23 protein-coding genes are annotated in these 24454 nt (G+C 68.7%); 18 read left to right on the forward strand and 5 right to left on the reverse strand.

All coding sequences use genetic code 11. The features are described from left to right. Window positions 1-63: 63 nt before the first annotated feature. The 3 genes from urtA to ASC87_RS17410 form a co-directional block, all read right to left on the reverse strand. Window positions 64-1335, reverse strand: coding sequence for an urea ABC transporter substrate-binding protein (gene urtA, locus ASC87_RS17400; protein ID WP_056664692.1), 1272 nt, complete (start codon window positions 1333-1335; stop codon window positions 64-66). A gap of 212 nt (window positions 1336-1547) precedes the next feature. Next, complete coding sequence (locus ASC87_RS17405; protein WP_056664695.1) at window positions 1548-2480, reverse strand: response regulator transcription factor; 933 nt, start codon at window positions 2478-2480, stop codon at window positions 1548-1550. Further along, window positions 2461-5922 carry an ATP-binding protein gene (locus ASC87_RS17410; RefSeq protein WP_056664698.1) on the reverse strand — a complete coding sequence of 1154 codons (3462 nt, stop codon included), beginning with the start codon at window positions 5920-5922 and terminating at the stop codon, window positions 2461-2463. Before ASC87_RS17410 ends, ASC87_RS17405 begins: the two co-directional genes overlap by 20 nt. Window positions 5923-5993: 71 nt before the next feature. On the opposite strand from ASC87_RS17410, the gene ureA reads away from it, so the two are divergent. The 4 genes from ureA to ureC are packed head-to-tail and all read left to right on the forward strand — an operon-like array spanning window position 5994 to window position 8951. After that, complete coding sequence (gene ureA / locus ASC87_RS17415) at window positions 5994-6296, forward strand: urease subunit gamma (protein ID WP_056664701.1); 303 nt, start codon at window positions 5994-5996, stop codon at window positions 6294-6296. 14 nt (window positions 6297-6310) lie between these two features. Beyond that, window positions 6311-6901 carry a HupE/UreJ family protein gene (locus ASC87_RS17420; protein ID WP_056664704.1) on the forward strand — a complete coding sequence of 197 codons (591 nt, stop codon included), beginning with the start codon at window positions 6311-6313 and terminating at the stop codon, window positions 6899-6901. Window positions 6902-6911: 10 nt separating this feature from the next. After that, window positions 6912-7217: an urease subunit beta gene (locus ASC87_RS17425; protein ID WP_056664707.1), complete on the forward strand. Its 306-nt coding sequence runs from the start codon at window positions 6912-6914 to the stop codon at window positions 7215-7217. Window positions 7218-7235: 18 nt separating this feature from the next. Then, a complete protein-coding gene (gene ureC / locus ASC87_RS17430) occupies window positions 7236-8951 on the forward strand; it encodes an urease subunit alpha (RefSeq protein WP_056664710.1) in 1716 nt (571 codons plus the stop codon). Between the two features lie 7 nt (window positions 8952-8958). Here the strand turns inward: ureC and ASC87_RS17435 are convergent, their stop codons facing one another. Further along, window positions 8959-9501 (reverse strand): hypothetical protein, encoded by a 543-nt coding sequence (locus tag ASC87_RS17435; RefSeq protein WP_056664713.1) that lies wholly within the window; start codon window positions 9499-9501, stop codon window positions 8959-8961. A gap of 206 nt (window positions 9502-9707) precedes the next feature. Here ASC87_RS17435 and ureE point away from each other — a divergent pair, with 206 nt between their 5' ends. The 14 genes from ureE (at window position 9708) to ASC87_RS17505 (ending at window position 23391) form a co-directional block, all read left to right on the forward strand. Continuing rightward, a complete protein-coding gene (ureE, locus tag ASC87_RS17440) occupies window positions 9708-10310 on the forward strand; it encodes an urease accessory protein UreE (protein ID WP_056664718.1) in 603 nt (200 codons plus the stop codon). Continuing rightward, window positions 10310-10870 carry a DapH/DapD/GlmU-related protein gene (locus tag ASC87_RS17445; protein ID WP_056664721.1) on the forward strand — a complete coding sequence of 187 codons (561 nt, stop codon included), beginning with the start codon at window positions 10310-10312 and terminating at the stop codon, window positions 10868-10870. The genes ureE and ASC87_RS17445 overlap by 1 nt, the downstream gene beginning before the upstream one ends. A gap of 59 nt (window positions 10871-10929) precedes the next feature. Continuing rightward, window positions 10930-11580 carry an urease accessory protein UreF gene (locus ASC87_RS17450; protein ID WP_056665096.1) on the forward strand — a complete coding sequence of 217 codons (651 nt, stop codon included), beginning with the start codon at window positions 10930-10932 and terminating at the stop codon, window positions 11578-11580. Between the two features lie 190 nt (window positions 11581-11770). Further along, window positions 11771-12982 (forward strand): glycosyltransferase family 4 protein, encoded by a 1212-nt coding sequence (locus ASC87_RS17455; RefSeq protein ID WP_056664724.1) that lies wholly within the window; start codon window positions 11771-11773, stop codon window positions 12980-12982. 1 nt (window position 12983) lies between these two features. Next, complete coding sequence (locus ASC87_RS17460; RefSeq protein ID WP_056664726.1) at window positions 12984-14024, forward strand: polysaccharide pyruvyl transferase family protein; 1041 nt, start codon at window positions 12984-12986, stop codon at window positions 14022-14024. Between the two features lie 22 nt (window positions 14025-14046). Then, the gene (locus ASC87_RS17465) at window positions 14047-15501 is read left to right on the forward strand and encodes a lipopolysaccharide biosynthesis protein (protein WP_056664730.1); all 1455 of its coding nucleotides are present in this window, start codon (window positions 14047-14049) and stop codon (window positions 15499-15501) included. A 38-nt stretch (window positions 15502-15539) separates the two neighbouring features. Next, complete coding sequence (locus ASC87_RS17470; protein WP_162255177.1) at window positions 15540-16763, forward strand: glycosyltransferase family 4 protein; 1224 nt, start codon at window positions 15540-15542, stop codon at window positions 16761-16763. Between the two features lie 8 nt (window positions 16764-16771). Further along, the gene (locus tag ASC87_RS17475; RefSeq protein WP_056664735.1) at window positions 16772-17512 is read left to right on the forward strand and encodes a GDSL-type esterase/lipase family protein; all 741 of its coding nucleotides are present in this window, start codon (window positions 16772-16774) and stop codon (window positions 17510-17512) included. A gap of 11 nt (window positions 17513-17523) precedes the next feature. Further along, the gene (locus ASC87_RS17480; protein WP_056664742.1) at window positions 17524-18963 is read left to right on the forward strand and encodes an MBOAT family O-acyltransferase; all 1440 of its coding nucleotides are present in this window, start codon (window positions 17524-17526) and stop codon (window positions 18961-18963) included. Then, window positions 18964-20049, forward strand: a complete 1086-nt coding sequence (locus ASC87_RS17485) for a hypothetical protein (RefSeq protein ID WP_056664745.1) — start codon at window positions 18964-18966, stop codon at window positions 20047-20049. A gap of 43 nt (window positions 20050-20092) precedes the next feature. Then, window positions 20093-20341, forward strand: coding sequence for an acyl carrier protein (locus tag ASC87_RS17490; protein ID WP_056664748.1), 249 nt, complete (start codon window positions 20093-20095; stop codon window positions 20339-20341). Window positions 20342-20343: 2 nt separating this feature from the next. Beyond that, complete coding sequence (locus tag ASC87_RS17495; protein WP_056664750.1) at window positions 20344-20781, forward strand: MaoC/PaaZ C-terminal domain-containing protein; 438 nt, start codon at window positions 20344-20346, stop codon at window positions 20779-20781. Then, window positions 20774-21463, forward strand: coding sequence for an SDR family oxidoreductase (locus ASC87_RS17500; protein WP_056664752.1), 690 nt, complete (start codon window positions 20774-20776; stop codon window positions 21461-21463). The genes ASC87_RS17495 and ASC87_RS17500 overlap by 8 nt, the downstream gene beginning before the upstream one ends. Further along, window positions 21460-23391 (forward strand): HAD family hydrolase, encoded by a 1932-nt coding sequence (locus tag ASC87_RS17505; protein WP_056664754.1) that lies wholly within the window; start codon window positions 21460-21462, stop codon window positions 23389-23391. Before ASC87_RS17500 ends, ASC87_RS17505 begins: the two co-directional genes overlap by 4 nt. Before the next feature lie 3 nt (window positions 23392-23394). Here ASC87_RS17505 and ASC87_RS17510 read toward each other — a convergent pair whose 3' ends face one another. After that, on the reverse strand, window positions 23395-24453 hold the full coding sequence (locus ASC87_RS17510; RefSeq protein WP_056664761.1) for a glycosyltransferase family 2 protein: 1059 nt from the start codon (window positions 24451-24453) through the stop codon (window positions 23395-23397). Window position 24454 lies beyond the last annotated feature (1 nt).

Consider the following 24454-nt stretch of genomic DNA (forward strand, 5'->3'; position numbering starts at 1 on the left):
ACAACCGGGGTGGCAGACGCACCCCGGTTTTCCTTCAGGTCGGCCCCCGAAGGGGCCGGCGGATCACTTCTTCTCGGGCTCGTCCTTCTTCTTGTCATTGCCTTCGATGTACGGGCTCCACGGCTTGGCCTTCACCGGCGCCGGGGTCTTCCACACGACGTTGAACTGGCCGTCACCCTTGACCTCGCCGATGAACACCGGCTTGTGCAGGTGGTGGTTCTTCTCGTCCATCTTGGCGACGAAGCCGCTCGGGGCCTTGAAGGTCTGGCCGGCCATCGCGGCTACCACCTTGTCGGTGTCGGTGCTCTTGGCCTTCTCGACGGCCTGCTTCCACATGTAGATGCCGATGTAGGTGGCTTCCATCGGGTCGTTCGTCAGCGGTTTGTCGGCGCCCGGCAGCTTCTTGGCCTTGGCGTAGGCTGCCCACTTGGCCTTGAACTCGTCGTTCGTCGGGTTCTTGACGCTCATGAAGTAGTTCCAGGCGGCCAGGTGGCCCACCAGCGGCTTCGTGTCGACGCCGCGGAGCTCTTCTTCACCCACCGAGAACGCGACCACCGGCACGTCCGTGGCCTTCAGGCCCTGGTTGCCCAGTTCCTTGTAGAACGGCACGTTCGAGTCACCGTTGATCGTGGAGATCACCGCGGTCTTGCCACCGGCCGAGAACTTCTTGACGTCGGCGACGATGGTCTGGTAGTCGCTGTGGCCGAACGGGGTGTACTTCTCGTCGATGTCCTTGTCGGCCACGCCCTTGCTCTTCAGGAAGGCGCGCAGGATCTTGTTGGTGGTGCGGGGGTACACGTAGTCGGTGCCCAGCAGCACGAAACGCTTGGCACCACCACCGGCCTTGCTCATCAGGTACTCGACGGCGGGGATGGCCTGCTGGTTCGGCGCGGCACCCGTGTAGAACACGTTCTTGCTGAGTTCCTCACCCTCGTACTGCACCGGGTAGAACAGCAGGCCGTTGAGTTCTTCCACGACCGGCAACACCGACTTGCGCGACACGCTGGTCCAGCAGCCGAACATCACGGCCACCTTGTCCTGGCTGATCAGCTGCTTCGCCTTTTCGGCAAACAGCGGCCAGTTCGACGCCGGGTCGACCACCACGGGCTCGAGCTTCTTGCCGAGCACACCGCCCTTGGCGTTGATCTCGTCGATGGCCATCAGGGCCACGTCCTTCAGCACGGTCTCGGAGATCGCCATCGTGCCCGACAGCGAGTGGAGGACACCGACCTTGATCGTGTCGGCGGCCTGGGCGAACAGCGGCAGGCTCAGGGCGGCAACACCCAGTGCGACGGCCGACAGGGATTGCGCAAAATTGCGACGGCTGGCTTTCATGAACGAACGCTCCTTGGTTGAGTCTTGGTGCCCCGGGGGACGACAAGACCAAGGTTACGGAGCGGACGGGTTTCCAGGAATACGCCAGACGGCGTAGATGCACCGCCCCGTCATCCCGACGAAAGTCGGGACCCACTGAAGGCAGGCGCGCCACGGCCCCGGTAGGCCCGACTTCGTCGGGGTGACGTGCTGTCGCCTGCGCCGGTGACCGCTCAGGCCAGCAGCCGCACTTTCCCGATCGCCAGCGAGGCGGCCGCATTGCGGGTTTCCACCCCCAGCTTCTCGAACACGTGCTCGAGGTGCTTCTTCACGGTGGCAGGGCTGCTGCCCAGGATGTCACCGATGTCGCGGTTGGTTTTCCCCTTCGCGACCCAGTACAGCACCTCCGCCTCCTTCATCGTCAGCCGGAAGGCCTGCAGCAGGGCCTGCACGACGGCGGCGTCGGACACCTCGCGCATCACCACCAGCCAGTCGTCGTCGGTGGTGCGCTGCTGCAGCGACAGCACGAGCTGCTTGGCCTCGCGGGTCACGGTCAGCGGTTTCGGGTCGCCATCGGCCTGCGAGCGCAACCAGGCCAGCACGTCCTCGGGCACTTGCCCCACCGGGGCGTCGAAGTAGCGCTGCATCAGCTCGCGCGCGAGCGGGGTCTGCCACACGGCCTTGCCCGCGGTGAGTGCGTCGTCGGCGTGGATGGCCATGGTGGCGTGGCCGAAGGCATCGAGCGCGTTGCGGGCCTGCCGCGCCTGGCGGGCGCTCTGCATGTGCACCGTCATGCGCGCCAGCACCTCCTGCGGGCGGATGGGTTTGGTGACGTAGTCCACCCCGCCCGCCCGGTAGGCGGCCACCACGTGTTCGGTTTCCGTGAGGCCAGTCATGAAGATGATCGGAATGTGGGCGGTCTCGGGCCGGGCCTTCAGCTGGCGCGCCACCTCGAAACCGTCCATGCCGGGCATCATCGCGTCGAGCAGCACGATGTCGGGCACGGCCTGCACCGCGCGCTGGATGGCGCCCTCGCCGTTGGTGGCGACGAGCACGGTGTAGCCGGCCTCGTCGAGGGCGTCGTGCAGCACCGACAGGTTGTCGGGCACGTCGTCAACGACGAGCACCAGGTCCGAGGCGCTGCGGTCAGGAAGGGTGTCGGTCATGGATCGACTGGGCGATGAGGGCGGTCAGGGCATCGAGCTGGAAGTTGCGGGCGAGCCCTCGCAGGTGGGCCACGAAACTGCCATGGGCCGCATTGTCGCCTTCGATCTCGTCGAGCTTGCGGTGGATGCCGCGCAGGTACCCGAGGGCCACCAGCTCCTGCAACGCGGTGAGGTGGGCCACCGACGGCAGCACCCAGTGCGGTTTCACGGCCTCGGGGGCGGGTTCGGCCGCGTCCTCGATCCAGTCGAGGCCCAGCCGGGCGCCCAGCCAGTCGAGCAGTTCGTTCACGCGCACGGGCTTGAGCACGAAGTCCTCCGGCCGCACGCCCACGTCGTTCTCCAGCTCCTTGTCGAACGCGTTGCCGGACACGATGGCCACCGGGGCGTCACTCAATTGCTGCGCGCGCATGGCGCGGATGGTGGCCCAGCCGTCGATGCCGGGCATCGCGAGGTCCATCAGCACCGCGTCGGGCCGGAAGCCGGCCACCACCTCCAGGCACCGGTGGCCCGAGGCAGCCTGCAGCAGGTCGAACCCGAGCGGCTCCAGCACACTCGCGAGCAGCGTGCGGTCCACCTCCTCGTTGTCGACGATCAGGATGCGGCGGCGCGGGCCCCGGTAGCCCACGCGAGCCGCACGGGTCACCTCCTGGTCCACCGACGCCCCACGGGCCGCCGGCAGGAACAGCCGGATGCGGAACACCGTGCCCTCTCCGGGCGTGCTGGTGACGGACATCTCGCCCCCCATCAGGTCGGTCAGCATCTTGCTGATGGTGAGGCCCAGGCCCGTGCCGCCACTCGTGGTCTCGGTGCCACGTGCAAAGGGCTCGAACACCCGCTCGATCTCGTCGGGCGGGATGCCGGGGCCGGTGTCCTCGATCTCGAACACCGCCATCTCGCGCAGGTAGCGCACGCGAAACGACACCTGGCCCACGTGCGTGAACTTGACGGCGTTGCCGAGCACGTTGATCAGGATCTGCCGCAGGCGTTTCTCGTCGCAACGCACCACCTCGGGCAGCGCGTCGGCGATGTCGTGCCGGAACGCGATGCCCTTGTCGGCCGCCTGCAGCTCGAAGAGGCGCACCATCTGCTGCACACAATCGCGAAAGCGCATGGGCTTCGATTCCAGGCGCAGCTTGCCCCCTTCGATGCGGGCGATGTCGAGCGTGCCCTCGATCAGCGACAGCAGGTGATCCCCGCCCCGGCGGATCACGCTCACCGCCTGCTTGCGGTTCGCGGGGATGGCGGCGTCCTGCTCGAGCAGCTGCGCGTAGCCCAGGATGCTGTTGAGCGGCGTGCGCAGCTCGTGGCTCACGGTGGTGATGTAGCGGCTCTTCGCCTCGTTGGCCAGCTCGGCCTGCCGCTTGGCCTGCTGCAGTTGCTCGTCGGTGCGGCGGTGGGAGTCGATCTCGCGGCGCAGCGCCAGCGTCTGTTCGTGTGCGGCCTGGGTCTGCCGGTTCGATTCCTCCTGCGCCACCTGCCGGCTCTTGTGGGTCAGCACCAGCCACCAGGCCACGATGCCGCTCACCAGCAGCAGCGCCGCAAAGGCCTTCAGGAACCCCAGGCGCAGCAGTGGCGCCAGCACCGGCGCCTGTTCTCCCAGCATCCGCAGTTCTTGCTGGTACAGCAGGCCGAACAGGCCGGCCAGCACCGGCACCACGACGGCCATCAGCAGCAGGTAGTGTCCGAGGCCGGTTTCCAGGTATGGCCAGATGCGCTGCGGCAGCAGCGCGCGCAGCGCCCGGCTCCACTGCACCGACAGCCGCGCGTCGGGTTTGCACAGGTCGTTGCAGCGGGCGTCGAGGGAACAGCACAACGAGCAGATCTGGCCCAGGTAGGCCGGGCACTGGGCCAGGTCGTCCACCTCGTATTCGCGTTCGCACACCACGCAGTGCTTCAAGCCGGTGAAGAGGCCCCGCGGCGCCGGCGAGCGGGCGATGTAGTAGCGGCCGCGCGTGAACCACGCGATCAGCGGCGACGTGACGAACGCCGTGACCAGCGCGATCAGCGCCGAAAATGCCTGCGCCAGCGGCCCGAACACGCCCAGGTGCGCAGCCACCGACAGCACGGAGGCCGCGCCCATCGCCCCCACCCCCACCGGGTTCACGTCGTACAGGTGGGCCCGCTTGAACTCGATGCCCTTCGGCGACAGGCCGAGCGGCTTGTTGATGACCAGGTCGGCCACCACCGCCATGATCCAGGCGATGGCGATGTTGGCGTACAGCCCGAGCACGTTGCCGATGGCGCGGAACACGTCGAGTTCCATCAGCATCAGCGCGATCAGCGTGTTGAACACCACCCACACCACCCGGCCCGGGTGGCTGTGGGTCAGCCGCGCGAAGAAGTTGGACCAGGCGAGCGAGCCCGCATAGGCGTTCGTCACGTTGATCTTCAGCTGCGACACCACGACGAACAGCGCCGTGGCCGCGATGGCCCAGCCGGTGTGCGGGAACACGTACTCGTAGGCGGCGAGGTACATCTGGTTCGGGTCCACCGCGCGATCGGCCGGCACCATGTGGCTGATGGCCAGGTACGCGAGCAGCGCCCCGCCCAGCATCTTGACCACGCCCAGCACCACCCAGCCCGGGCCGCCCACGAGCACCCCGGTCCACCACCGGCGGCGGTTCGCCGCGGTGCGCTCGGGCATGAACCGCAGGTAGTCGGCCTGCTCGCCCATCTGCGTGATGAGCGCGATGCCCACCGTCATCGCGGCGCCGAAGTGGTGGACGTTGAACTGCGCCTCCTGCCCATTGCCGCCGCCGTAGTGGACGAGACCGTCCAGCACCCCGGGGTTGTGGCGGAACACGTAGACGTAGGGCACGACCAGCAGCACCAGCCACAGCGGCTGCGTCCACACCTGCAGCCGGCTGATCGCGGTGACCCCGTGCGTGACCAGCGGGATGACCACCAGCGCACAGATCAGGTAGCCCCAGGCCGGCGGAATGTCGAACGCCAGCTCGAGGGCATAGGCCATGATGGCCGCCTCGAGCGCGAAGAAGATGAACGTGAACGACGCGTAGATCAGCGACGTGATGGTGGACCCGATGTAGCCGAAGCCCGCGCCGCGGGTGAGCAGGTCCATGTCGAGGCCGTAGCGGGCGGCATACACGCTGATGGGCAGGCCGGCGAGGAAGATGATCAGCCCGGTGGCCAGGATGGCCCAGAACGCGTTGACGAACCCGTACTCCACCAGCAGCGTGGCGCCCACGGCCTCCAGCACCAGGAACGACGCGGCGCCGAAGGCGGTGTTGGCCACGCGCAGCTCGGACCACTTGCGAAAGCTGCGCGGCGTGAACCGCAGCGCGTAGTCTTCCATCGTCTCGCGGGCCACCCACGCGTTGTAGTCGCGCCGCACCTTGACCACCCGCTGCACCGCATCCCCCGGCACCTCGGACGGCACGGGCAGGATCGCGGGGCCGACGGGCGGCATGGTGGAACGCTTCATGCTGACATTATCCGGCCCGCCCCGGCGGTCCGCCTTAAGATACTCGCCACCGAACCCAGCCCGCCCCCCTCATGGAACTCACCCCGCGCGAGAAGGACAAGCTCCTGATCTTCACCGCGTCCCTGCTGGCCGAACGCCGCAAGGCCCGTGGCCTGAAGCTCAACTACCCCGAGGCCGTGGCGCTGATCACCGCCGCCATCATGGAAGGCGCCCGCGACGGCAAGACCGTGGCCGCCCTGATGAGCGAGGGCAAGACCATCCTGACCCGGGCCGACGTGATGGAAGGGGTGCCGGAAATGATCCCCGACATCCAGGTCGAAGCCACTTTCCCCGACGGCACCAAATTGGTGACCGTGCACCAGCCCATCGCGTGACCCCAGGAGCCGCCATGACCCGCCCCCGCCTCGCCCGCCTGCTGGCCCTCGCCGGCAGCGCCCTCCCGCTGCTTGCCGCCGCCCACACCGGGGGTGCCGCCCCGCACGACCATGGCACGCTGTCCTCGCTGGCCGCAGGGTTCTCGCATCCGTTCACCGGGCTCGACCACCTGGCGGCCATGGTGGCCCTCGGCGTGTGGAGCGCGATGACCAGCCGCCGCATGTGGCTCGCCCCCGTGGCCTTCGCGAGCGCGCTGCTCGCGGGCGCGCTGCTGGGCCTGGCCGGGTTGGCGCTGCCCGCGGTGGAACCCATGATCGCCACGTCGCTGCTGGTGCTGGGCCTGCTCGTGGCCACCGGCCGGCAACTGCCCGCCACCGCAGGGGCGGCGCTGGCGGCCGTCTTCGCGCTGTTCCACGGCGTGGCCCACGGCACCGAGCTGGCCGGCCCGGGCACCGCGGCCGCCGTCACCGGCATGGTGGCCGCCACCGCGCTGCTGCACGGCGCGGGCATCGGCCTCGGCCTCGCGCTGCGCGGCACGAACCGCTGGCTGCCGCGCCTGGCCGGTGCCGGGGTCGCCGTGTTCGGCCTCGCGCTGCTCGCCTGAGGCCATCGCCATGATCCCCGGCGAACTGTTCACCGACGGCCCCGACCACCCCATCAACGTGGGCCGCCCCACGCTCACCCTCGTGGTCGAGAACAGCGGCGACCGCCCGGTGCAGGTGGGCTCCCACTACCACTTTGCCGAAACCAACCCGGCGCTGCTGTTCGACCGCGAGGCCGCCCGCGGCAAGCGGTTGAACATCGCGTCGGGCACCGCGGTGCGGTTCGAACCGGGCCAGCAGCGCACGGTGGAACTGGTCGACTACGCGGGCGACCGCCACGTGTACGGCTTCCGCGCCCTCGTCCAAGGCCCGCTCTGACTTCCTGACTGACCCCCCATGGCAACCATCAACCGACGCGCGTATGCCGAGATGTTCGGCCCCACCACCGGCGACCGGGTGCGGCTGGCCGACACGGGCCTCATCGTGGAAGTGGAAAAGGACTTCACGCTGCTCGCCGGCGGCTACGGCGAGGAAGTAAAATTCGGCGGCGGCAAGACCATCCGTGACGGCATGGGCCAGAGCCAGCGCGTGGCCGCCGACGTGGCCGACACCGTGATCACGAACGCGCTGATCATCGACCACTGGGGCATCGTGAAGGCCGACATCGGCCTCAAGAACGGCCTCATCAGCGGCATCGGCAAGGCGGGCAACCCCGACGTGCAACCCGGGGTCGACATCGTGATCGGCCCGGGCACCGAGATCATCGCCGGCGAAGGCAACATCGTCACCGCCGGCGGCATCGACTCGCACATCCATTACATCTGCCCGCAGCAGATCGAGGAAGCGCTGATGAGCGGCGTGACCACGATGCTCGGCGGCGGCACCGGGCCGGCCACCGGCACGTTCGCCACCACCTGCACGCCCGGCCCCTGGCACATCCATTCGATGCTGAAGGCGGCCGAGAGCTTCCCGATGAACCTCGGGTTCCAGGGCAAGGGCAACGCCAGCCAGCAGCGCCCGCTGGAAGAACAGATCGAGGCCGGTGCCTACGGCTTGAAGCTGCACGAGGACTGGGGCACCACGCCGTCAGCCATCGACACGTGCCTGACGGTGGCCGACAAGCACGACGTGCAGGTCACCATCCACACCGACACGCTGAACGAATCGGGTTTCCTGGAAAGCACGCTCGACGCGTTCAAGGGCCGCACCATCGCCACGTTCCACACCGAAGGTGCGGGGGGCGGCCATGCGCCCGACATCATCCGTGCCGCGGGCCTGCCCAACGTGCTGCCGTCGTCGACGAACCCGACGATGCCGTACACCATCAACACGGTGGACGAGCACCTCGACATGCTGATGGTGTGCCACCACCTCGACCCGGCCATCGCGGAAGACCTGGCGTTTGCCGAGAGCCGCATCCGCCGCGAGACCATCGCCGCCGAGGACATCCTGCACGACCTGGGCGTGTTCTCGATGATGTCGTCCGACAGCCAGGCCATGGGCCGCGTGGGCGAGGTGATCATCCGCACGTGGCAGACGGCCCACAAGATGAAGGCGCAGCGCGGCAGCCTGTCGGAAGACAACGCGCGCCACGACAACTTCCGCGTGCGGCGCTACATCGCCAAGTACACCATCAACCCGGCGGTCACGCAGGGCATCTCGCACATCGTCGGGTCGGTGGAAGTGGGCAAGTTCGCCGACCTCGTGGTGTGGAAACCGGCGCTCTTCGGCGTGAAGCCGTCGCTGATCCTGAAGGGCGGCATGATCGCCGCGGCCGCGATGGGTGACCCGAACGCCTCCATCCCCACGCCGCAGCCGGTGCACTACCGGCCGATGTTCGGCGCGTACGGTGCCGCCATGCACAACACCTGCCTCACCTTCGTGTCGCAGGCCGCGGTGGACGCCGGCGTGCCGGAAAAGCTCGGGCTGCAGCGGCGCGTGGAAGCGGTGCGCAACACCCGCAAGATCACGAAGGCCGACATGGTGCACAACAGCGGCACGCCGCACATCGAGGTCGATCCGCAGACCTACGAGGTGCGTGCCGACGGCGTGCTGCTGACTTGCGAACCCGCCACCGAACTGCCGATGGCGCAGCGCTACTTCCTGTTCTGACGTGCGCTCAGACGCACGTCACCACCACCGCGGTGGACGTGTTCGCCACGGCGGTGCCGGTGCCGTTCGACACCGTGCAGGTGTGGCCCGCGGGCTGCGTGGACACGGTCACGGCGTACGCCGTGCCGGCCGCCAGCACGCCGGGGAATGCGAACGTGCCGTTGCTGGCGATCGGCAGCAGCACCGTGCCGTTGCTCAGGGTCACGCTCGTGCCGCTGGGCAGCCCTGTCACGGTGCCCACGATGGTGGCGCTGCGCACGCAGGTGACCACGACGGCGCTCACGTCCGTGCCGGCGCTGTCGACCGTGCCGGTGCCGCTGGTGACGGAACACGAGGCGCCCACCGGCTGGGTCAGCACGGTGACCGCGTAGGCATCGCCCGCGCTCACGGCCGACGAGAACCAGAAAGTGCCGTCGTTGGTGAGCGTGAGGTCGTCGGAGGCGTTGTTCTGCAGCACGATGCTCGTGCTGTCCGGCAGGCCGGTCAGCGTCCCGCCCACCGAGGCTTCACCGCCACCGCAAGCGGCCAGCGACAGGGTCGCGAAAACCATCAGGGGTGGCACAACAAGGCGGAGGCATCGGTTCATGGCGGGGTCTTCTCGGGAGTTGGGGAAAATCCAGCCATCAGACCGCACGCCTGCAACCCGGGTTTGAAGCACGCGCAAAGAATCACGGCGTCCGGATTTCCGGGCCGACACAAACGACCATGGCGCGCAGGTGTCACACTGGCACCTGTCGCTTCACCCCACCGACCACCATGCTGACCGTCAACAAGCTCATTCCCCGCGGCCAGGGCCTCGCCCGCGCCCTGGTCAACCGTGCCCCCACCGTGCGCCTCGACTGGGACGTGCGCCAGAAGAGCCGCTTCGATGCCACCGACTCGTCCGGCCGAGCGCTGGGTGTGTTCCTGCCGCGCGGCACCGTCGTCCGCGGCGGTGACGTGCTGCTGGCCGAAGACGGTTCGTTCGTGGCCGTGCAGGCCGCGCCGCAGCCGGTGATGGTGGTCACGGCCTGCACCGAGCACGGCTCACCGTTCGACCTCACGCGCGCCGCGTACCACCTCGGCAACCGCCACGTGCCGCTTGAACTGCAGGCCGACCACCTGAAGTTCGAACCCGACCACGTGCTCGCCGACATGCTGCGCCAGATGCACCTCGACGTCGCGAGCATCGACGCCCCGTTCGAACCCGAAAGCGGCGCCTACGCCGCGGGCGGCCACGACCATGGTCACGGTCACGAACACGCCCCGGCCCCGGCCCGCAAGCCCATCGCGATCGCGGTGAAGGCCGCGCCTGCGCCACACGTGCACGGCCCGGGCTGCAACCACGGCCACGATCACGACCACGGGCATTCGCACTGATGGCGTCGCCCGTTGCGCTGCTCCGATCCCTCGTCCGCCTCGCGCGCCGCCTGCGCTTCCGCCTGGAAGGCCGCGCGTTCACGCACGTACCTGGCGTGATGGGCCGCTGGCCCCAGCTGGCCGGCGCCGGCACCCTGTCGTTCGGCCCCGGCGTGGTGTTCCGCAGCTTTCGCACCCCGGTGCGGCTGGAAGCGGGCCACGGCGCCGAACTGGCTGTCGGTCCCAACGTGTTCATCAACGACGGCGTGAACATCTACGCGGCCCGCCACGTGAGCATCGGCGAACACACCAAGATCGGTGACGGGGCCATGGTGTACGACACCGATTTCCACCCGGTCAGCCCCGGCCAGATCATCCCGGTCGAACCCGTCACCATCGGCCGCAACGTGTGGATCGGCGCCCGCGCCATGGTGCTGGCGGGCGCCCAGGTGGGCGACCACGCGGTCATCGCGGCCGGCTCGGTCGTGCGCGGCAACGTGCCGGCCCGCGCCATCGTCGCCGGCTCGCCGGCCAAGGTGATCCGCACGTTCGACTGTCCCGACGACTGGGTTCGGCCGTGAAGCGCGCGCGCCGCGACCGGGCGCCGGCCGCCCTGCCGGCGCCAGCGCTGCTCAAGCTGATGTGGCTCGCATCGCCGGCCCTGCCGGTGGGCGGCTTCAGCTATTCAGAAGGGCTCGAGGCGGCCGTCGAGGCCGGCCTCGTGAACAATGACACCACGGCCGCGGCATGGCTCACCGACCAGTTGCACCTGGCCCTCGTGCGCAGCGAACTGGCCGTGGCGGGCAAGGCCTTCGCCGCCTGGCGCCGGCGTGACCTGGCGGCCGTCGCGGCGCTGAACACCTGGGTGGCCGTCACCCGCGAAACCCACGAGATGCGCCTGCAGACCGAGCAGATGGGCCGCTCGCTCGCCGTGTGGCTCACCCAGCAGGCCACGGACGACCAGGTCGCGGCGCTGACGGCCCTGCCCCCCGCGCCCACGTGGCCCATCGCGTTCGCGCTGGCCGCCGAGCGCACCGGCGCGCCCGTGCGCGAGGCCCTGCTGAGCTTCGCGTTCGGTTGGGCCGAAAACATGGTCCAGGCGGCGCTGAAAGCCGTGCCGCTTGGCCAGTCGGCTGGCCAGCGCGTGTTGTCCGCGCTGCTCGCCGCCATCCCCCCGGCCGTCGACGCCGCCCTGGCGTTGCCCACCTCCGAACGCCAGGCGTTCACGCCCATGCTCGCGATCCTGTCCGCCCAGCACGAGGTCCAGTACTCCCGGTTGTTCCGGTCCTGACACCCGGGAACCTGGGGGGGTCCCTTGGCCCGACTTTTGCGTGCTGCGTCGCAACATTCGACACAGCGGGCCGGGCAAACCCTGATTTCCCCAACCCCTCGCCGTGTCCGGAAAGTTTTACCGGCAGTCTTGTCGCGGCCTCGGAAGGGCCGTGTTCGTTCCGGCCCTGAGCCCCACGACACCCGAAGGTATGGCGCGCCCCGCAATCCTCTTAGTCACGTACATCTCTCCGCTGCAGAAGTGGGGCTCGGCCCACCGGTCCAGGCTGCTGATCGACGCCCTGAGCCGTCACGGCAACGTGGAGGTGCTGGCGCTCAGCTTCGGCGCGCCCGAGGCCGAACACGGCCGGGTCACCGAGGCCCGGCTGGGCACCACCCGGGTGGTCGACCTCCAGATCCACAGCAAGGGCATCGCCCGCGCGCCGCGGTTCGACGTGGTGTCGCACGAACTCACCCGGGAAGTCATGAAACACGTGGACCTGGCGGCCTACGATCTGATCGTCAGCCGCTACATCCGCCCGGCCATGAAACTCGCCCTGCCCGCCCACGTGCCCGTGATCGTCGACTTCGACGACGCGCTGTACGAGCCGCCGTGGAAGGCCCTGCAGGGCCTCAAGCAATGGGTGGGCGCCTGGTTGCGGGTGTTCAACGACCGCGTGATCGTGCGCGCCCGCCTCAAGACCGCCCCCCACCGCGGGCGCCACTACTTCTTCTGCCGCCAGGCCGAACGCGAGGTGTTCCCCGCGCTCGCGAGTTCGGTGCTGCCCAACCTGCCCCCGCGCCCGGCGCGGGTGGGGCCACCCGATTTCACGCCGCCGCCGTCGCCGGCCCTGATGTTCATCGGCCTGCTCGACTACATGCCGAACGAGGACGCCGTCGACTGGTTCCTCGGGTCGGTGTGGCCGCTCGTGCGCCGCGAGGTGCCCGCCGCCCGCTTCCTGCTGGCCGGTTCCGCCTCGGCCGACCGGGCCGAACGCTGGTCGCGGGTGGAAGGGGTCGACGTGCTCGGCTTCGTGGACGACCTGGGCCAGACCTACGCACGCGCCACTGCCAGCATCGTGCCCATGCGGTCTGGCGCCGGCACCAACGTGAAGGCGCTCGAGCCGCTGTTCTACGGCCGCCCCGTGATCGCCACGTCACTGGTCATCAGCGGCTACCGCGGCCTTGTCGACCTGAACGACGTGGTGCTCACCGCCGATGAACCCGCCGCCTTCGCCGCGCATTGCATCTCGCTGCTGAAAAACCCGCAACGCGCCGCGGAACTGGCCCGCCTGGGCCACGACCGCGTCGACAAGACCCTGGATTTTTCGCTGTTTTCCTCGATCGTCGACAAAGCCGTCAGCCACGAACTGGCCGGCCGAGCCGTCGATCCTTCTTCCCGCATCGCTGACCGAGCCGCTTGACATGCGAAACACCTTCACCGAACCCGGCGGCATGCCCGCCCAAGGCCCCGCCACCTCCTCGCGGGCCGCCGACCACAACATGCAGAAGATGACCCGCGTGGCGCTGCTCGACACCAGCGTCACCAGCCAGAACCTCGGCGACCAGATCATCACCGAGGCCTCGCAGGGGGTCATCGACGAGCTGTTCCCGGACGCCTTCCTCGTCAAGCTCGCCACGCATGAGTTCCATCTGTGGGAGTCGTACCGGGTGATGAACGACTGCGACTACGTGTTCGTGGGCGGATCCAACCTGCTCAAGTCGAGCATGATCCGCAGGAACCAGTGGAAGCTGTCCATCCTCGATTACTTCTATCGCAAGCCCGCCATCCTGCTCGGCTGCGGGTGGCACTACTACGAGAAGGCGCCCGCGAAACACGCGTCGCTGATGCTGCGCAAGATCCTGTCGCCGCACCACGCCCACTCGGTGCGTGACCAGTACTCGAAGTCGCAGCTCGACACCTGCCCCATCCCGCAAGTGCTCAATACCGCCTGCGTGACGATGTGGAACCTCACACCCGAACACTGCGCCGCCATCCCAACCGAAAAGGCCGACACGGTGGTGGCCACGCTCACCGGCTACCACCCTGACCCGGTGGCCGACGGCGCCATGATCGACCTGCTCTGCAAGTCGTACAAGAACGTGCACTTCTGGGTGCAACAGACGGAAGACTTCGAATACGCCCAGAAGCTCGCCAACGGCCGCGTGAAGTTCCTGCAGCCTTCGCTCAAGGCCTACACGCGTTTCCTGGCCGAGAACCACACCGACTACGTGGGCTCGCGCCTGCACGGCGGCATGCGCGCGCTGCAGATGGGCCGCCGCAGCCTCATCCTCGCCATCGACAACCGCGCCACCGAGATCTCGCGCGACACCGGCCTGCCGGTGATCGAACGCAGGGAGATCGACGCCATCGGCCGCTGGATCAACGGGCCCACGCCCACGGCCATCCGCCTCCCCACGGCCGCCATCGAGGCGTGGAAAGCCCAGTTCAGGCGCCCGGCCTGAGTCATTTGCGCACTGTCTTCCCATGGCGAGTTCATCCCCCAAGGCCGCACGCTCGCTGATCTGGACCGGGCTCGAGAGCATCGGTTTGTCCGGCGTGTCCTTCGTCACGCTGGTGGTCCTGGCGCGTTATGTGTCGCCCGCCGATTTCGGCGTGGCGTCGATGGCGCTCGCCGTGATCCAGCTGCTGGGCATCCCGCTCGAAATGGGCTTCCACGACGCGCTGGTGCAAAAGAAAGACGCCGACAAGCTGCACTTCAGCACCGCGTTCGTGGCCACCACCAGCCTCGGCGTACTGCTGTGTGCGCTGTGCTGGTTGTGTGCCGACCTGTTCTCGCAGATGGTGCACGATCCGATGGGGGGCGAGGTGCTCAAGTGGATGAGCCTGAGCCTGCCCGCCACGGGCATCGGCTCGGCGGTGGTCGCCTGGCAGCGGCGCGAGTTCCAGTTCCGCAGCCTCGCGGTGCGGTCGCTCGTCGCCCGCTTGTTGGCAGCCGCCATCGCCATCGCGATGGCGATGCTCGGCACCGGCGTCTGGAGCCTGGTGGCCCAGCAGGTGCTGATGGTGGGCCTGTCCACCGCAACGCTGTGGGCACTGTCGGACTTCCGGCCCAGCATCGCGTTCTCGCGCACGCACTTCATGGAACTCGCCCGGTTCGGGGCCAAGGCCACCGCGTCGTTGCTGCTGGTGTTCTCGATCCAGCGCGTGTTCATGCTGCTGGTGGGCACGCGGTTCGGCCCTGAGCAGGCAGGCCACCTGAACCTCGCGTTCCGCGCGGTGGACATGCTCCGCGACCTGATGGGGCAGGCCGTCTCGCAACTCGCGCTGCCGCTGTTCTCGCGGCACCAGGACAACCGCCCCGTGTTGTTCGAGAAGTTCGGGGCCGCCGTCACGCTGACGTGCGGACTGGCGATGCCGGTGTTCGCCGTGTTCGCCGCCTGCGCGCCAGAGGTGGTCGCCGTGGTCTTCGGGCCCAAGTGGGTACCCGCCATTCCGTACATCGTGGTGCTCGCGCTGCTGACGTTCCAATCGTTCGCGCGCATGTTCGCGAGCCCGCTGATGTCGTCGCTCGGGTACCCTCAATACTCCATTCCGTCGCAGATCATGCAGATGAGCATCATCGCCGCCGGGATGCTGACCATCGGCGGCACCTCCACCGACGCCGCCATGGGCGTGTGGGTGTTCCGTGCGATGGCCGTCACGCCCATCGACATGTGGCGCATGAAGCGCACCATCGGCCTGGGCTTCGGCGCCCAGATCCCGAACGCGGCCCGCACGCTGCTGATCGCGCTGCTGGCCGCGGCGGCCGCCAAGGCCGTGGGCCTCTGGGTGGTACCCGGGCTGCCGGCGCTGCCCCGACTCGTTGCCATGGCCGCCACCGGTGGCCTGCTGTACATCGCCATGAGCGTGACCCTGAACCGGCCCTTCACCGGCCGGCTGTTCGACATGGCACGCACGTTCCGCGTGGCCCGGGCCTGATTTGCCCGCCACCGACGCCCATGACAAGGACCTTGAACATGCAGCCATCCGGACAGCAGATGTCCTTCGAGCTGGCCAGCGAACCTGCCCCGCCCGGCAGCGACACGGCCTCGACGCCCGGCCGGACCACGTCCTCGCGGCCGCCCACCTGGCTCTTCATCGACCTCGCCCCGGAGTTCGGTGGCCACGAGGTGATGCTGCTGCGCTGGATCGAATCGCTCCAGCGCCAGGGTGACGTCGAGCCGCTGCTCGTGTGTGCGAAGGGCTCCCGCCTGGCCACGCTCGGCGCGGCCCAGGTGCACACCGTCGAGGTCGAACTGGCGCACGGCGGCCGCGTCAATCGCATCGTGAAGTTCGCGCAGTTCATGCGCCAGCTGTACGCGTTGAAGCGCGCTCACCGGCCCGCCCGGGCCGTGGTGGCAGAAGGATGCCTGATGGCGCAGCGCCATGGCCTCTTCGCGGCTCGCGCGCTGGGCCTGCGCCCCGTGTTGTACGTGCCGCTCGTGTCGAGCTTCGAGAACATGGGCGTTTCCGACGGCGCCCGGCTCGACCGCAAGGTGCGGGGCTTCTACCGCAAGCTGCCCGAGGCGTGGCTCACCATCACGGCGCAGCAGGCGGCAGAACTGCGCGACTGGTCGGGCGTGGAGCAACCCGTGTTCTGCCTGCCCAACACCGTGTCGGGCGCGTTCGAAACGCCGGACACCCCCGCGCCGCCCGAACCGGGCCCGGTTCGGGCGCTGGTGCTCGGCCGACTGGAACCCTTCCAGAAGGGCCTCGACCGCCTGCTCGACCACCTGGTGGCCCATCCCGCGATCGGCCGCGACGTGCATGTCTCGTTCGTCGGCGAAGGCCCGTACCTGCCCACGCTGCAAGCCGCGCTGCGCGACCACCCCGGGCTCTCCGGCAGGGTGACGCTGGAGGGCTGGCAGGACGCCGCCACCGCGCTCGCCAACCACGACGTGCTGCTGATGGCCTCGCGTTTCGAGGGGGTGCCGCTGGTGATGCTGGAGGCCATGGCATCCGGCGTGCCGGTGGTGGCCACCGACATGCCCGGCACGCGGCCGTACCTGCCCGAATCCTGCCTGTTCGAGTTCGGCGATTTCGACCGCGCGTTCCAGATCGTGCGCGCCCTGCGTGACGAACCCGGCCTGCGCGACACCGTCGTGTTGCACAACCGCGAGGCCTTCGCGGCACAGGCCTCGCCCGCGGCTTTCGAGGACGGCGTGCGCCGCCTGACCGCTGAACTGAACGCCCTGGACTGAACCTCACCATGCGATCCACCCTGCTCCTGCTGGCGGCCCTGTGGCTTGGCGCCGGCACCGTGTCGGCCCAACCGGCCGAGCCGGCCTCCGGCCCCACCCCCTACCCGGCCTCCGCCAAGGACTGGCCCGGCCAGGGCGCCATCCGCGTGTTCGGCTGGATGACCGAGAACCGCAAGGCCTTCTGGCAGGACCGCGAGCGCAAGCAAGGCAGCATCGTGTTTGCCGGCGACTCGCTGATCGGCGGCTGGGGCTCGATGGCCAAGGACTTCCCCGACCTGAAGGTGGCTAACCGCGGCATCGGCGGCGAGGTGACCCGCGGCTTGCTGTTCCGCTTCCAGGAAGACGTGCTCGACCTGCACCCGAAGGCCATCGTGCTGCTGTCCGGCAGCAACGACCTGAGTGCGCTGCAGGACCCGAAACAATCGCGTGCCAACCTCACCGCGGTGCTGGACCTGGCGCAGCGCCAGGCGCCCGGCGTGCCCATCGTGTTGTGCACCATCCCGCCGCGCCAGCATGCGCAGGCCCCGGTGGAACCGGCCAAGCTGGCCGAGCTGAACAAGCTGATCGCCTCGCTCGCCGAAGGCCGCCCCAACGTCAAGGTGCTCGACTTGCACGCGCTGCTGGCCGAGCCCGACGGTTCACCGCATCTCGACTATTTCGCACAAGACAAGCTCCACTTGTCGGCCGCCGGTTTCCAGCGCTTCCGTGAAGCCCTGGCGCCGCTGCTTCGGAAACTGAACGCGAGCTGAGGAGGAGGCCCATGGCATTCACATCCCTGACCTTCATCGCGTTCATCGCCGCCGTCGTGCTGCTGACGAGCCTGATGCCGTCGCCCGGCGGGCGCAGCGGCGTGCTCCTGGTGGCCAACCTGGTCTTCATCGGCAGCTACGTCACCAGCGCCGAGCAGGTGGCTCCGCTGGCCGCGTTCCTCGTGTTGTGCTTCGTGCTGATCGAGGCGGTCCGTCGCAGCCGGTCGTCGGCGGTGCTGGGCCTCGGGCTCGCGGTGGCCATCGGCACGTTCATCGTGCTGAAGAAGTTCAGCTTCCTCGGTGACACCCTGGCCCTGCCGTTCCCGTACCTGATCGTGGGCCTGTCGTACATCCTCTTCCGCGTGCTGCACCTGATGATCGACGCGCGCCAGGGCGAGCTCGACCGGCCGGTGTCGCCGCTGCAGTTCTTCAACTACACCTGCAACTTCCTCGCGTTCAACGCGGGCCCCATCCAGCGTTACCAGGACCACGCCGCCAACAGCGCCCGGCCGCTCGCCCTCGACGAGGACAAGGTGTACCGCGCGTTCGCCCGCGTGATCAAGGGGTTCGTGAAGGTGGGCGTGGTATCGGCCATCTTCAACTACCTGTTCGAGAACATGTCGGCCCGGCTGCTGGACCCCGCGGCCCACCCCGCCGTGCCGGTGCTCGGGGCCATGGCGGTGGCCGCCGCGGTGTTCTACACGGTGTACCTCTACGCCAACTTCGCCGGCTACATGGACATCGTGATCGGCGTGGGCACGCTCATCGGCCAGGACGTGCCCGAGAACTTCAACCAGCCGTTCCTCGCGCGCAACTTCCTCGACTTCTGGTCGCGCTGGCACATGACGCTGTCGGACTGGTTCAAGACCTACCTGTTCAACCCGCTGCTGAAGGTACTGGCCACCCGGTTCACGTCGCCCAGGTCGGGGCCGTACCTCGGTGTCATCGCCTTTTTCGTGACGTTCCTCGTGATGGGCGTGTGGCACGGCACCACGGCTGTGTTCGTCGTCTACGGCCTCCTGATGGGCGCCGGTGCCAGCATCAACAAGCTGTGGCAGGTGTTCATGACCCAGCGCTTCGGCAAGAAACGCTACAAGGCCCTCGGCGAGAAGACCCTGGCCATTGGCCTCGCACGCGGCATGACCCTCTCGTACTTCGCGCTCGCGCTGTCGTGCCTGTGGCTCGACATGCCGCAACTCGCGGGCCTCGTGCAGCGCCTGGGGGTGCTGGGCCTGCTGGCCTGCTATGCCGGGCTGTCGGTGGCCGCGGGCATCGCGTTCCTCGCGTGGGACGCCGTGGTGGCGTTGCTGCAGTCCGTGCGACCCGGCGTGACGGGCGTATCCAACGGTGTGATTGTCCGCAACCTCGCGCTCGCGTTGCAGATACTCGTGATCCTCACGGTCGCCTCGTTTTTCCACAAGGCGCCCGAGTTCGTCTACCGGGCCTTCTGAATGAAGCTGATCCTCAAACAGACCGCGCTGCTGATCGGCGCCATGGTGGCCCTGTACGGCGCCGCACTGGCCTTGAGCCTGTTGCTCGTGCCACGCGCCCAGCTCGGCCAGCGGCTCGACGCCGGCCAGGCCACCCAATCGCTCTACATGACCGAGCCGAAGTACGTGTTCCTTGCACGCGGCCAGCTCAACACCCCGTCCGACAAGCTGCTGCTGGTGGGCGCGTCCAACATGCAGGCGGGCTTCCGCCAGGCGCAGATGCAGGCCCAGCTGCCACAGGCCGAGGTGCACAACCTGTCGGTGGGGGGCTCCAACATCACGCAGGTGGGCCAGATCGTCGACCTCGTGCGTGAAGTGCAGTCACCCGAGGTGCGCCGCCACAACACCTTCGTGATCGGCCTCTGGTACGGCCTGTTCGCCGACGACAAGGCCCGCTGGTACACGGAAGACCGCCATGCCGGCGACACCGACATCGACATCGAGCGCTACCGCTACGGCTTCTACCGCCGCACGGCCCACGGGCCGGCGCCGGTGCTGCCGCCCGAACGCCTCGACTGGGGCGTGGTGCTGATCCACCCGTACCTCGTGCTCGACCGCACGGCCCGCGACCTCACCCGCTCGCTGCGCAGCTACCTCGCCGCCAAGCCGAAGGTCATCACCGACGAACAGCGCAACGCCACCGTGATCAGCGAAGCCGAACGGCAGAAGTACCTCGCGTTCTGGCGCACGTACATGGGCTCGGCCCAGACGCTGAACGACGCGCCATTCCTCGTGCTCGAGGGCACCGTCGAGCAGATCCTCGCCGACGGCGGCCGCGTGGTGCTGGTGGACATGCCCATCCCCGCGTGGCACGCGCAGGGCGCCGTGCTGCAGGCCGACTACCGCCGCCGCGTGGACCCGTTGCTCGCCCGCCTGAAGGCCCGCCCGGGCGTGAAGGTGGTGCCGGCCTTCGGCACCGAAGACGACGACTTCAGCGACGAGGTTCACCCGAAACCCCGCGTGACGAACCTGTGGGCGCAACGCCTGGCCACCGCCGTGGCGGCCGACGTCTTGCCCCCTGGCACCCAGGCGGCCAGTGCCAACTGAGCCGCACCGACCCCACGACAACACCGCTGCGAGAGAGAACCCCATGTCCAACGAAGCCATCTACGCCAAGCTGACTGCCCTGTTCCACGACGTGTTCGACGACGACACGATCCAGGTCACCCCCGAACTCACCGCCGACGACGTGGACGAGTGGGACAGCCTCAGCCACATCCGCCTGGTGCTCGCCGTGGAGAAGCAGTTCGGCCTGAAGTTCTCGGCCGCCGAAGTGGGCCGCCTGAAAAACGTGGGCGAATTCGTCGCGCTGATCGAAGCGAAAGCCACCACCGCCTGACCATGGACACGCTCGTGCCCGACACCGCCCAGGTGCTGACGCTCGCCGACCTGCAGGAAGGACAGCGCGCCACCGTCGATTTCACCGTGACGCCCGCGCAGATGCAGGCGTTTGCCGAACTCTCCGGCGACTTCAACCCGCTGCACACCGACGACACGTTCGCGCGGGGCAAGAAGTTCGACGGCGCCGTGGTGTACGGCGCCTTGCTGATCGCCAAGGTATCGCAGCTGATCGGCATGCGGCTGCCGGGCCGCGACAGCGTGTGGGCCAGCATCGCCATGGACTTCCGCAGGCCACTCTTCGTGAACCAGCCGGCGCAGGTGGAAGGCACCGTGGCCGAGGTGTCCACGTCCACCGGCATGGTGGTGCTGACCCTCGTGGTCCGCGCGAACGGCAAGACCTTGGCCAAGGGCCGTGCGGAGGTGATCCTTGTTGCCTGACACCCCCCACTTCCTCGTCTCCGGGGGCTCCGGTGGCATCGGCGCCGCAGTGTGCGACCAGCTCGCCGCGCGGGGCTACGTGCCCGTCGTCGGCTACCACCGCAACGCCGCCGCGGCCGACACCGTGGCCACCCGCACCGGCGGCCTGGCACTGGCCCTCGACCTGTCCCACGAGGCCTCCATCCTCGCCGCGGCCGAGCGCCTGGAAGCCCTTCCTCGCCTGGCGGGGGTGGTGCTCGCCGGCTCGCCACTGCTGGCACTCACCCCGTTCGGCAAGATCACGGCCGACGACATGCTGGCCCAGTGGCAGGTCAACGTGATGGGGCCGCAGCGCCTGGTCGCCGAGCTGGTGCGCCGGTGCTTTCGCAAGCACAAGCAGGGCGCCGTGGTGGGTGTGCTGACGCAGGCCATGGGCGCCGGCGACACCGGCATCGACGGCGCATCGTCGGGCATGGGTGCGTACGTGATCGCCAAACACGGCCTGGCCGGCGTGCTCGCCATGGCCGCCGCCGACTACCCGTGGCTGCGCGTGCGCGCCGTCAAGCCGGGCTACACCGAAACCCGCATGCTCGAGGCGTTCGACGAACGTTTCCTCGCCATGCAACGCGACAAAGCGCCGTTCTCGACCCCCGAGGCCGTGGCCGCGTCCATCACCGAAGCAGCGACAGGAACCCCATCATGAGCAACACGCTGTACGCCGAACTCGCCTGGTTGCCGAAGGCACCGGAAGACTTCTCGACCCAGGTGCGCGCCCTGCAAGCCACCGAGGCGAGCCTCGGCCCCGCCGTGCAGAAGCTGGCCAACCACCGGCTCGATGAAAACCAGCTGAACAAGCTTGCCAAGGCCATCGACAAGGCCCGTGCCGCGCAGCGCCCGCTGACGCCGCTGGTGCCGTTTCGCCTCGGGCTGATCAGCAACGCCACGTCGCACTTCATCGTGCCGGCCCTGGTGGCCACCGCGGCCCGCCACGGCATCGCCCTCGAATGCATCGAGGCCGACTACGACCAGGTCATGCAGACCGCGCTGTCGCCCGACTCCGCCATCAACCAGGCCCGCTGCGACGCGGTACTGATCGCGGTGGACCACCGCGGCCTGCCGCTCACCCCCACGCCGGGTGACGAGGAAGCCGCCCGCCGCACGGTGGACACCGCCCTCGCCCACCTGAACATGATCCGCGACGGCCTGCGCCGCAACGGCCAGGCCATCGCCATCGTGCAGACGGTGCCCCGTCCGGTGGAGTCGTCGTTCGGCAGCTTCGACCTGGCCCTGGCCGGCACCCAGCGTGCGCTCATCGACGACCTGAACCGCGCCATCGGCCGCACCATCCCCGGCAGCGAGGACCTGCTGTTCGACGTGGCCAACCTCGCCGAAACCGTGGGCCTGGCCGACTGGCACGACACCACGCTGTGGAACATGGCGAAGCTGCCGTTTGCCAGCACCTTCCTGCCGCTGTATGCCGACCACGTGTGCCGCCTCATCGCCGCACTGCGGGGCAAGAGCCGCAAGTGCCTCATCCTCGACCTCGACAACACGGTGTGGGGTGGCGTGATCGGTGACGACGGCCTCGAAGGCATCGTGATCGGCCAGGGTGACGCCACCGGCGAGGCCCACCTGGGCGTGCAGCGCACGGCGCTCGCGCTGCGCGACCGCGGCATCGTGCTGGCGGTGTCCAGCAAGAACACCGACGAAGTGGCCCGCCGCCCGTTCCGCGAACACCCCGAGATGCTGCTCCGCGAGGACCACCTCGCGGTGTTCCAGGCCAACTGGAACGACAAGGCCACGAACATCCAGGCCATCGCCAACGAGCTGTCGCTGGGCCTCGACGCCATGGTGTTCCTCGACGACAACCCGATGGAACGTGACCTCGTGCGCCGCATGCTGCCGCAGGTGGCCGTGCCCGAGTTGCCGGCCGACCCGGCGCTGTACGCCCGCACGCTGCTGGCCGCCGGGTACTTCGAGGCCATCGCGTTTTCGGGCGAAGACCGCCAGCGCGCCGCCTTCTACCAGGACAACGCCCGCCGCGTGAACCTGCAGAAGCAGGCGGGTGACGTGGACGCATACCTGGCGTCGCTCGACATGCGCATGACCCTGCAACCGTTCGACGACACCGGCCGCGCCCGCATCGCGCAACTCATCAACAAGTCGAACCAGTTCAACCTGACCACGCGCCGCTACACCGAGGCCGACGTGGCCGCCGCGCAGGCCGACCCCGACGCGTTTTCGCTGCAGGTGCGCCTGTCCGACACGTTCGGCGACAACGGCATGATCAGCGTGCTGCTGTGCCGCCGCACCGGCGACGACTGGGACATCGACACCTGGCTGATGAGCTGCCGCGTGCTGGGCCGCAAGGTGGAGCAGGCCGTGCTGCAGGAACTCGTGGACCAGGCGCGCCAGCGCGGCATCCGCCGCCTCGTGGGCACCTACCTGCCCACCGAGAAAAACAAGCTGGTGGAGGACCACTACGCCAAGCTCGGCTTCACGAAACTGGAGCAACGTGCCGACGGCGGCACCGTCTGGGAGCTGCTCGTGACCGACACCGCGCCACTTTCGTTCCCGATCGAGATTGAACGCATCGGGTTCAGCCCGGCCGCCGTGGCCGAGGCGGCCTGACCGTCAGCGGATCACGCGCAACCGAACCAGCGCCGTGCGCAACGCCTTCGGGCGTGCGCCCGGCGCGAAACGCCACAGGATCAACGTGCGCGCCGCACGGGTGGGCAACAGGGCCACCAGCGTGCTCCACACCACCAGCGTGATGCGGCCCTTGCCCGACACGCCCTGGGGCGACATGGCCCCGCGCACCACGTCGGCCAACACCTTCCAGCCGGCATCGCGTGCAATGGGGTGCAAGTCCGGGGCGAGCGTGAGTGACGCCAGCCGGTACGGCAGGTACGACAGGCTGCGGTTGAGCGCACTGTCCTTCATCTCGAGCCCGGCACCGCGGGCGATCCGCTGCGCGTACGCGAACCGCGCCTGCGTGCGGCCCACTTCGCGGGCGAACTTGGGGCCGTCCACCTCGGACATGGCACCGTCGTTTTTCCCGTGCACGCGGTAAGACACCAGCGGCTCGGGGATCGTCAGCACGTCGCCGAGGAACGGCGCGGCGGCCAGCGGCCCCGAGTCGGCGATCTTGCCGTTGCTGTCGTCCTGCGGAAAGATCTTGGCCAGGAAGGCATGCGCGTAGGCATTGCCGGAACCGGGCGGTGTGGGGTAGGCGCTGGTGGTGAGGGACCAGCGCGTGATCTCCTCGGGCGTGGGCGTGGCCGCCGGGTACTGCGGGAACACCCCGCCCAGCGGCCGGCCCTGGGCGTCGATGCTGCGCATCTGGAACTGCACCTTGCTCACGCCAGGGCGCCACAGCGGCGCCAGCGCGCGCACGATGCCCGGGCTCAGCACGTCGTCGGAGTCGAGCAGGAACACCACCTCGCCACGGGCCCGTTCGAACCCGGCATTGCAGGCGGCCAGCTGGCCCGCGTTGGGTTGCAGCACGGCTTCGACACGGTCGCCATAGCGGGCGATGACCTCGCGTGACCCATCGGTGGACCCATCGTCCACCACCACCACCTGCACGCGCGGCCAGTCGAGCGCCAGCGCACTGTCGATCGCGGCCCCCACGAACGCCTCGTAGTTGTAGTTGGGAATGACGACGGAAACGAGCGCGTTCGGATCGAGCATG

The organism is Rhizobacter sp. Root1221 (assembly GCF_001425785.1).
GTDB lineage: Bacteria > Pseudomonadota > Gammaproteobacteria > Burkholderiales > Burkholderiaceae_C > Rhizobacter.

Excerpts from the sequence above, each read along its gene's own strand:
- urtA (WP_056664692.1), bottom strand. The coding sequence starts at position 1,335 with ATGAAAGCCAGCCGTCGCAATTTTGCGCAATCCCTGTCGGCCGTCGCA.
- ASC87_RS17405 (WP_056664695.1), bottom strand. The coding sequence starts at position 2,480 with ATGACCGACACCCTTCCTGACCGCAGCGCCTCGGACCTGGTGCTCGTC.
- ASC87_RS17410 (WP_056664698.1), bottom strand. The coding sequence starts at position 5,922 with ATGAAGCGTTCCACCATGCCGCCCGTCGGCCCCGCGATCCTGCCCGTG.
- ureA (WP_056664701.1), top strand. The coding sequence starts at position 5,994 with ATGGAACTCACCCCGCGCGAGAAGGACAAGCTCCTGATCTTCACCGCG.
- ASC87_RS17420 (WP_056664704.1), top strand. The coding sequence starts at position 6,311 with ATGACCCGCCCCCGCCTCGCCCGCCTGCTGGCCCTCGCCGGCAGCGCC.
- ASC87_RS17425 (WP_056664707.1), top strand. The coding sequence starts at position 6,912 with ATGATCCCCGGCGAACTGTTCACCGACGGCCCCGACCACCCCATCAAC.
- ureC (WP_056664710.1), top strand. The coding sequence starts at position 7,236 with ATGGCAACCATCAACCGACGCGCGTATGCCGAGATGTTCGGCCCCACC.
- ASC87_RS17435 (WP_056664713.1), bottom strand. The coding sequence starts at position 9,501 with ATGGTTTTCGCGACCCTGTCGCTGGCCGCTTGCGGTGGCGGTGAAGCC.
- ureE (WP_056664718.1), top strand. The coding sequence starts at position 9,708 with ATGCTGACCGTCAACAAGCTCATTCCCCGCGGCCAGGGCCTCGCCCGC.
- ASC87_RS17445 (WP_056664721.1), top strand. The coding sequence starts at position 10,310 with ATGGCGTCGCCCGTTGCGCTGCTCCGATCCCTCGTCCGCCTCGCGCGC.
- ASC87_RS17450 (WP_056665096.1), top strand. The coding sequence starts at position 10,930 with ATGTGGCTCGCATCGCCGGCCCTGCCGGTGGGCGGCTTCAGCTATTCA.
- ASC87_RS17455 (WP_056664724.1), top strand. The coding sequence starts at position 11,771 with ATGGCGCGCCCCGCAATCCTCTTAGTCACGTACATCTCTCCGCTGCAG.
- ASC87_RS17460 (WP_056664726.1), top strand. The coding sequence starts at position 12,984 with ATGCGAAACACCTTCACCGAACCCGGCGGCATGCCCGCCCAAGGCCCC.
- ASC87_RS17465 (WP_056664730.1), top strand. The coding sequence starts at position 14,047 with ATGGCGAGTTCATCCCCCAAGGCCGCACGCTCGCTGATCTGGACCGGG.
- ASC87_RS17470 (WP_162255177.1), top strand. The coding sequence starts at position 15,540 with ATGCAGCCATCCGGACAGCAGATGTCCTTCGAGCTGGCCAGCGAACCT.
- ASC87_RS17475 (WP_056664735.1), top strand. The coding sequence starts at position 16,772 with ATGCGATCCACCCTGCTCCTGCTGGCGGCCCTGTGGCTTGGCGCCGGC.
- ASC87_RS17480 (WP_056664742.1), top strand. The coding sequence starts at position 17,524 with ATGGCATTCACATCCCTGACCTTCATCGCGTTCATCGCCGCCGTCGTG.
- ASC87_RS17485 (WP_056664745.1), top strand. The coding sequence starts at position 18,964 with ATGAAGCTGATCCTCAAACAGACCGCGCTGCTGATCGGCGCCATGGTG.
- ASC87_RS17490 (WP_056664748.1), top strand. The coding sequence starts at position 20,093 with ATGTCCAACGAAGCCATCTACGCCAAGCTGACTGCCCTGTTCCACGAC.
- ASC87_RS17495 (WP_056664750.1), top strand. The coding sequence starts at position 20,344 with ATGGACACGCTCGTGCCCGACACCGCCCAGGTGCTGACGCTCGCCGAC.
- ASC87_RS17505 (WP_056664754.1), top strand. The coding sequence starts at position 21,460 with ATGAGCAACACGCTGTACGCCGAACTCGCCTGGTTGCCGAAGGCACCG.
- ASC87_RS17510 (WP_056664761.1), bottom strand. The coding sequence starts at position 24,453 with ATGCTCGATCCGAACGCGCTCGTTTCCGTCGTCATTCCCAACTACAAC.